The organism is Mycobacterium sp. 1165196.3, from assembly GCF_001673415.1.
Taxonomy (GTDB): domain Bacteria; phylum Actinomycetota; class Actinomycetes; order Mycobacteriales; family Mycobacteriaceae; genus Mycobacterium; species Mycobacterium europaeum_A.
This window is the reverse complement of sequence record NZ_LZLU01000008.1, coordinates 36,092-42,351: the sequence shown is the minus strand read 5'-3', so window position 1 is coordinate 42,351 and position 6,260 is coordinate 36,092. Positions and strand designations below refer to the sequence as shown.

The following is a 6,260-nucleotide window of genomic DNA, read 5'->3' as shown; positions in this document are numbered from 1 at the left end:
CCCTGGGCAACCAACAACCCGACGGCATGTCGCCGTTGCGCGGCTGGCTCACCCCCGAAGCCCGCGCCACCCTGGAAGCCGTCCTAGCCAAACTCGCCGCCCCCGGCATGTGCAATCCCGACGACGACACGCCGTGTGTGGACGGCAGTCCCAGTGAACAGGTGATCGAACGGGATTCCCGCAGCACCACCCAACGCAACCACGACGCCTTAAAGGCGGCGTTGAGAGGATTACTGGCCTCCGGGAACCTGGGTCAGCACAACGGGTTACCCGCCTCCATCATCGTCACCACCACACTGGCCGACCTCGAAGCCGCCGCCGGACGCGGGCTGACCGGCGGCGGCACCCTGCTGCCGATGAGCAATGTCATCCGCCTAGCCCGCCACGCCCACCACTATCTGGCCATCTTCGACAACGGCAAGGCCCTGGCGCTCTATCACACCAAACGCCTCGCCTCACCCGGCCAACGAATCATGTTGTACGCCAAAGACCGCGGCTGCAGCAGCCCCGGCTGCACCGTAGGCGGCTACTACTGCGAAGTCCACCACGTCACCGACTACAGCAAGTGCCACACCACCGACGTCAACAACCTCACCTTCGCCTGCGGCCCCCACCACCGCCTACTAAGACCCGGCGGCTGGACCACCCGCACAAACACCCACGGCGACACCCAATGGAAACCACCCCCACACCTCGACACCGGCCAACCCCGCACCAACACCTTCCACCACCCCGAAAAACTCCTGCGCGACGGAGACGACGGTGAGCCGTAGCACACGAAACTCGTTGTGCAAGTGCAGCATTCGCGAAATTAGGCAGGATCTCGACCGGCGCCCGAGGTCGGGCGCTAGCTCAGTCGAACACCTTCGGCGAGTGCCTCGTCGAGCAGGTCTCCGATGCGGTACCGCTGCCACAGCAACAGCAGGTTCGACAGCATCTGCAGGGGCGCCCGCACGCTCTCGTCGGCCCTGATCCGCGGGTCCGTGCGGCTGCTCGGCGCGGCGTCGAATCGCCTGCGCAGCAACGCCGGAACGTCCAACAGCCAGGCCACGCCCATCACCGCCGCATACAGCAGCGTGTGCCGGCGCAACCTGTCCGGCTCCAGGTGCGGACCGCCATAGCGTTGAAACTCCGCGACAAATAGTTCCAACAAGTCGTCGAGATGGGTGTCCCACATGTCGTTTTCGGTGCCGGACATGGCTCCCCACAACGCCATGCCGAGGTTCATCTGGCTGACGCATCCCCAGTCCATCAATCCACAGCGCAGCGTGCCGTCGGCGTCTCGCCAAAACCACGCGTTGTCGATGTTGGCGTTCCAGTGGCACAGCGCAACGTAGTCGGCGTCGGCGGCCAGGTGATCGGCGACAATGTTTTCATACTGCGCCAATCGGGGCGCCTCATCGGCCATGCGCGCCAGGAATTCCGGTGAGCCGGTGCCGGCGGGCACCAGCCCGGGATGGGTACGGATGAACTCGGCCAGCCGGTCGATCCGCCGTTCCAGTTTGCCCGCCGGTAGCGACACCCGCTCCCCCACCGTCGCGGCCTGCACATCCAGCGGAAAGTGCGCGGTCTGGTCCGCGGGCAGCCGGCCGGACCGGTGCGTGCCGGCAAGCCGCGCCAGCGCGGTCAGCAGCGCACGGTAATGCTCCAGCGGATTGGGCATCTCGTAGTCGAGGCACTTGTGGTATTGCGGCTCGATCCCGTTAGTGCCGAAGCGGATTCGTTCGGTGATCAATATCCCGGTACCGGTCGGACCGTGGTAGTCCGCGAACTGCGGGCTGGGCACCGCGATGGGGAATCCGGGCGCTCGCGCCAAGGAGGCGAACCGAACCTCGGCCTGCATCTGGGTCTTTCCGCGGTCGCGCACCGGGTCGTGGAAATCGCGGGAAAACTTAACGAACAGGTCGGTGTGCAGACCCGTTGCGGGCCTTTCATATTCGACCGACAGCACCGCCTTGCGTCCGGTGCTGCCACCGCTGATCTCGCGGAAGTCGCCGATCCGGGCCACGCCGTTGCCATCCAGCACCCCGGAGGCCCGAAACGCCTCGGTCAAAAACCCCGCCCCGCCGCTGCGCAACGACGCGGGGTCGGCCGGGAACGGCAGTCCGTGGTGGTCACCGATCACCCAGTCCGAAGCCACGCCGCTACCAGGTCTGTTCGGCCGAGCGCACCAACATGTGATTGACCGCCACCCGGCGGTCGCGCGTCACCATGAACAACACGGCATCAGCGATGTCCTCGGGCCGCAGCATGACCATGCCGGCCGTCTGCCGTTCGAACGCCTCCCGCGACGATTCGGCCAGGTGACTGAAGATCTCGGTGTCCACGGTTCCGGGACCCACCACCCCGACCCGGACCCGCTTACCCAGCACCTCTTGGCGAAGGCCCTCGCTGAAGGCGTTCACCCCGAATTTGGTCAGCGAATACACCGCGGTGTTCGGCCGCGCGACCCAGCCGGCGGTCGAACTGATGGTGACCAGATCGGCCACCCCGCGCGGTGCGTCGGCGGCCGCCTCGATCAGGTGCGGAAGCGCCGCGCGCGTGGCGTAGAGGACGCCCTGCACGTTGACCGACACCATCTGGTCCCAATCACGCAGCGACGCCTCGGTCGCGGGCGCCGACTGCATCAGGCCCGCGTTGTTCACCAGGATGTCGAGGCGTCCCAGCTCCGCGACGGTGCGCCGCACCGCGGACGCCACCTGTTCGGCATCGGTGACGTCGGCCGCCACGACCAGCGCTGTCCCACCGACGGATTCGATCTCGGCCTTCAGCTCCTCCAGCCGCTCGGCCCGGCGCGCCAGCAAGGCGACCGCCGCGCCCTGCGCCGCCAGCGCTCGGGCCGTCGCCGCGCCGATGCCGCTGCTGGCGCCGGTGACCAGGGCCGCTGCGCGCGCCAGTGTCGTCATGTTCCGCCCGTCGGTTGCGTGCCGAGTATCTCGTGTAAAACGTAGTCGGTGTCCTCGCCGAGGTCCGGCGCGCCGCGCGCGATCCGCGCGGGGGAACGCGCCATCCGCCAGGACGGCCCGAGCACCGGCCGCTGACCTTCGCGGTGATCCGTGACGAACCGGTACAGCTCCCGGTCCCACAACCGCTGATCCCCAATCACATCCACCGAAGTGGCGCTCTTGGCGGCCGGCACCCTGGCGGCCCGCAGCCGCTGCGCGAGCCGCTCCGCGTCCTGGTCTCGGGTGAGCCGGGCGAGGTCCGCGTCGAGCGCCCGGGCGTGCCGGTGTCGCGAATCGCCCGTCGCGTAGCGGGGATCGTCGGCCAGCGTCGCGGCGTCGAGCGCCTCGCACAACCGGAGCCATTCGGCGTCGGTCGCGACCGCTACCGTGACCCAAGCGCCGTCGGCACACGGGTAGCAGCCGTGCGGGCACATGTCGGGATGGTTGTTGCCGGCCGGACCCAGCTGCCGGCCGGTCAGCGACTGCTCCAACAGGCAGTCACCGATCATCGAGGAGAGCGTCTCCACGGCCGACAGATCGACGAATTGCCCTGCGCCGCTGAACTCGCGATGCAGCAATGCCACCACGGCGGCATAGGCCGCGGCCGCCCCGACCGTCGAATCGCCGTAGCGCATGCTGGTCCCCAGCGGCGGGCCGCCGGGGTAGCCGACCAGCGCTGCCGGTCCGGCCAGCGCGGCAAAGCATGGCGCATAGCCGGTTTGGTGGCCCAGCGGCCCGTCGTTGCCCCACATCTTGATCGACACCGAGATGATGTCGGGCTTGATCTCGGTGAGCTGTCGGTACCCCAGGCCTTGGCGTTCCATGGCGCCGGGGCGCAGGTTGTTGAGGACGATATCGCTGCGGGCGATCAGCTCCCGCAGCCGTGCCATCCCGTCGGCCGATTTGATATCGAGGTCCACGCTGAGGATCTCGGGGTTGATGCTCAAGAAGTAGGGCGCATGGTTGATGTCCGTGCCGCCGTAGGCGCGCATCTCCTCGGGGCTGTCGGCCGTCTCGATCTTGATGACTTCGGCGCCCAGCATCGCCAGCAGCTTTCCGGCGTACGGGCCGGCCCACACCTTGGTGAGCTCGACGACGCGCACCCCTTCCAGCGGTCCGCCCCGCGGGTTCTTGGGTGGCTTGAGTTGGGCCGGCCTCACCACCGGCCGGGCGCGCGGAGCGTCGATCCTTTCCATGACCGCGCGGGTGTGTTCGCCGAGCCGCGGTGCGGCGCCGGTGATCCGGGCCGGCGATGCGCTGAACGCATACGGCACCGTGGGATACGCAGCGTCACCCAGCACCGGATGGCGGACCCGCTGGAAGAAACCGCGATGGCGGTACTGCGGCGACTGGTGCAGGTCCGCGGCGCCGTTGACGGGCACCAGCGGCACACCGAGCCGCTGCGCCCGTTCCGAGGCCTCCTCCTTCGCGAGGCCGGCGACCCATGCGGCGAAGCCGCACTGAAAAGCCGTGACCTTCTCGGCGGTGACGGAGAACTCCAGCCAGTCGTCCTCGAATCCGTCGAGCCAATCCGGTTGTCCCATCAGGCTTTTCACCCCGGCCCAGTGGGACCGGCTGGTCATGTACAAGTAGACGAAACCGTCGGCGCAGGCAAAGAACGAGGCCGGCCCCGCCTGATCGTAATCGCCGCGCTCACCGTCGGCCGGCACCTCGCCGGTGACGAGGCGGCCCAGGATGCAATCGGCGCGCGACACCAGCACGGCCTGCTCGGAGATGTCGATGAACTCGCCGTTCCCGGTGTGCAGACGTCCCCACAATGACGACGCGACGCACAGCGCCGCCTCCAGCCCCGCCTCGTAGTCGGCCAGGAAGCGGCCGGGACCCTGCAGCGGCGGCTTGGTCGGGTCGGGGTGGCTCGGCGTGTGATATCCCCAGCCGCTGGCGTGAAAGACATTGATGCTGCGAGCATTGTCGAACTCGGCGGCCACGCCTTCGCCGTACGGGGTGATGGAGCAGCAGACCACCGACGGGTGTTGCGCGGACCAGCCCGCGGTCCGGCCTTCGACTACCGCGTCGGCGGTGTCGATGAGCCGGTGCAGCCGCTCGATGTCGGCCGCCGAGCCGAGATCGAGAACGACCGAGCGTTTGTTGGTGTTGAGGTAGGCGAACAGGGCGCTGCCTTCGCAACCGTCGCCAACGACGGGCGCCATGGCGCGGGTCGCACTGCCTCGCTTCGGCGCCTCGATTTTGATCACCTCGGCGCCGAAGTCGGCCAGCAGCTTTCCGCAATACTCGCCCGCGACGGATTCGGCTAACTCGACGATCCTGATACCCGTCAGCGCGGAGATGTACGCCCCGCCAAATCGGTCAGGGCTTCGCGCGTCCCGAGCGGCTCAGGCGCCACTCCGGCGGGAAGTTGAGGTCGTTGTCCTTGACCACATTGTTCAGACCCTTTTCGAAGGTGCCCCCCGTCAGGTCGACCTCTTCCGCGTCGTTTTTGATCATCGGCAACATGCCCTCGACCATGCCGGTCAGCAGGCTGCCGAAGTACTCGCCCTTGTGCTGCTTGTAGAGCTCGAGGAACGTCTTCTGCACCGCGACGGTGTCGGTCGGACGCGACTTCGAGCATGCTAGCGCGTACTTCTCCGTCTCGGCCTCCAGCTGGTCGCGGGGCACCACACTATTGACGAATCCGCAGTCGTACATCTCCTTCGCGCTGAACGGCCGTCCGGTGAACAGCATTTCGGAGAACTTGCGCAGGCCCATCGTCTCGGCCCACCACCACAGCCGCGGTCCCCAACCGACGTAACGGAAGGCCGGGTGCCCGAACAGCGCGTCGTCGGACGAGATCACCAGGTCTGCGTCGCCGGCCTGATAGAAGTGCCATCCGTAGCAGTAGCCCTTGGCCTCGATGATGCTGATCTTGCGAAGCTCCTGCAGCGGGCGGTTTCCGGCGCGGGCCTTGGCGTAGAAGTCGGTGACGGTGGACAGGTACCGGTACGAGCCGCCCGGCGGGTACTTGACGTCGTCGTCGTTGATCGCCAACTCGTGGTGCAGCGGCAGGCCCGGGTTCTCCAGCATCGGGCGCTGCTCGGGTAGGTCGCCGCCGCTGCCGAAGTCCTGGCCCTCGCCGCGGATCACGACCACCTTGACGTCGTCGTCCACGTTGCACTTGTGGATCAGGTCCGCGTAGTTCTGCCGCATGCCCAGCGTGGTCGAGTTGAGCTCTTCCGGGCGGTTGAACGTGATGTAGGCGATCCGGTTCTTCTTGTCCTTCTCGAACTTGATGTACTGCTCGGCTTCCTTCTTCAGCTTTTCGTAGTCGTATTCAGGCATGGGCTTCTTCTTTCACTG

At 67.2% G+C, this 6,260-nt stretch carries 5 protein-coding genes; 1 reads left to right on the top strand and 4 read right to left on the bottom strand.

Features of this window, described 5'->3' with window-relative positions; all coding sequences use genetic code 11:
- Positions 1-773: HNH endonuclease signature motif containing protein (locus A5659_RS00815; RefSeq protein ID WP_156748728.1), on the top strand; the 773-nt coding region annotated here is incomplete at its 5' end.
- Between the two features lie 74 nt (positions 774-847).
- Here the strand turns inward: A5659_RS00815 and A5659_RS00810 are convergent.
- The 4 genes from A5659_RS00810 to A5659_RS00795 are packed head-to-tail and all read right to left on the bottom strand — an operon-like array spanning position 848 to position 6,242.
- The gene (locus A5659_RS00810) at positions 848-2,125 is read right to left on the bottom strand and encodes a hypothetical protein (protein ID WP_082975866.1); all 1,278 of its coding nucleotides are present in this window, start codon (positions 2,123-2,125) and stop codon (positions 848-850) included.
- 19 nt (positions 2,126-2,144) lie between these two features.
- Complete coding sequence (locus tag A5659_RS00805; protein WP_066880469.1) at positions 2,145-2,906, bottom strand: SDR family NAD(P)-dependent oxidoreductase; 762 nt, start codon at positions 2,904-2,906, stop codon at positions 2,145-2,147.
- Positions 2,903-5,254, bottom strand: coding sequence for a CaiB/BaiF CoA-transferase family protein (locus A5659_RS00800; protein ID WP_067178847.1), 2,352 nt, complete (start codon positions 5,252-5,254; stop codon positions 2,903-2,905). The genes A5659_RS00805 and A5659_RS00800 overlap by 4 nt, the downstream gene beginning before the upstream one ends.
- Positions 5,255-5,273: 19 nt before the next feature.
- Positions 5,274-6,242 carry an enoyl-CoA hydratase/isomerase family protein gene (locus A5659_RS00795; protein ID WP_066866519.1) on the bottom strand — a complete coding sequence of 323 codons (969 nt, stop codon included), beginning with the start codon at positions 6,240-6,242 and terminating at the stop codon, positions 5,274-5,276.
- Positions 6,243-6,260 lie beyond the last annotated feature (18 nt).

What these genes read in the sequence shown, in the direction of transcription:
- A5659_RS00805 (WP_066880469.1), bottom strand. Translation starts at nt 2,906, where the DNA reads ATGACGACACTGGCGCGCGCAGCGGCCCTGGTCACCGGCGCCAGCAGC.
- A5659_RS00795 (WP_066866519.1), bottom strand. Translation starts at nt 6,242, where the DNA reads ATGCCTGAATACGACTACGAAAAGCTGAAGAAGGAAGCCGAGCAGTAC.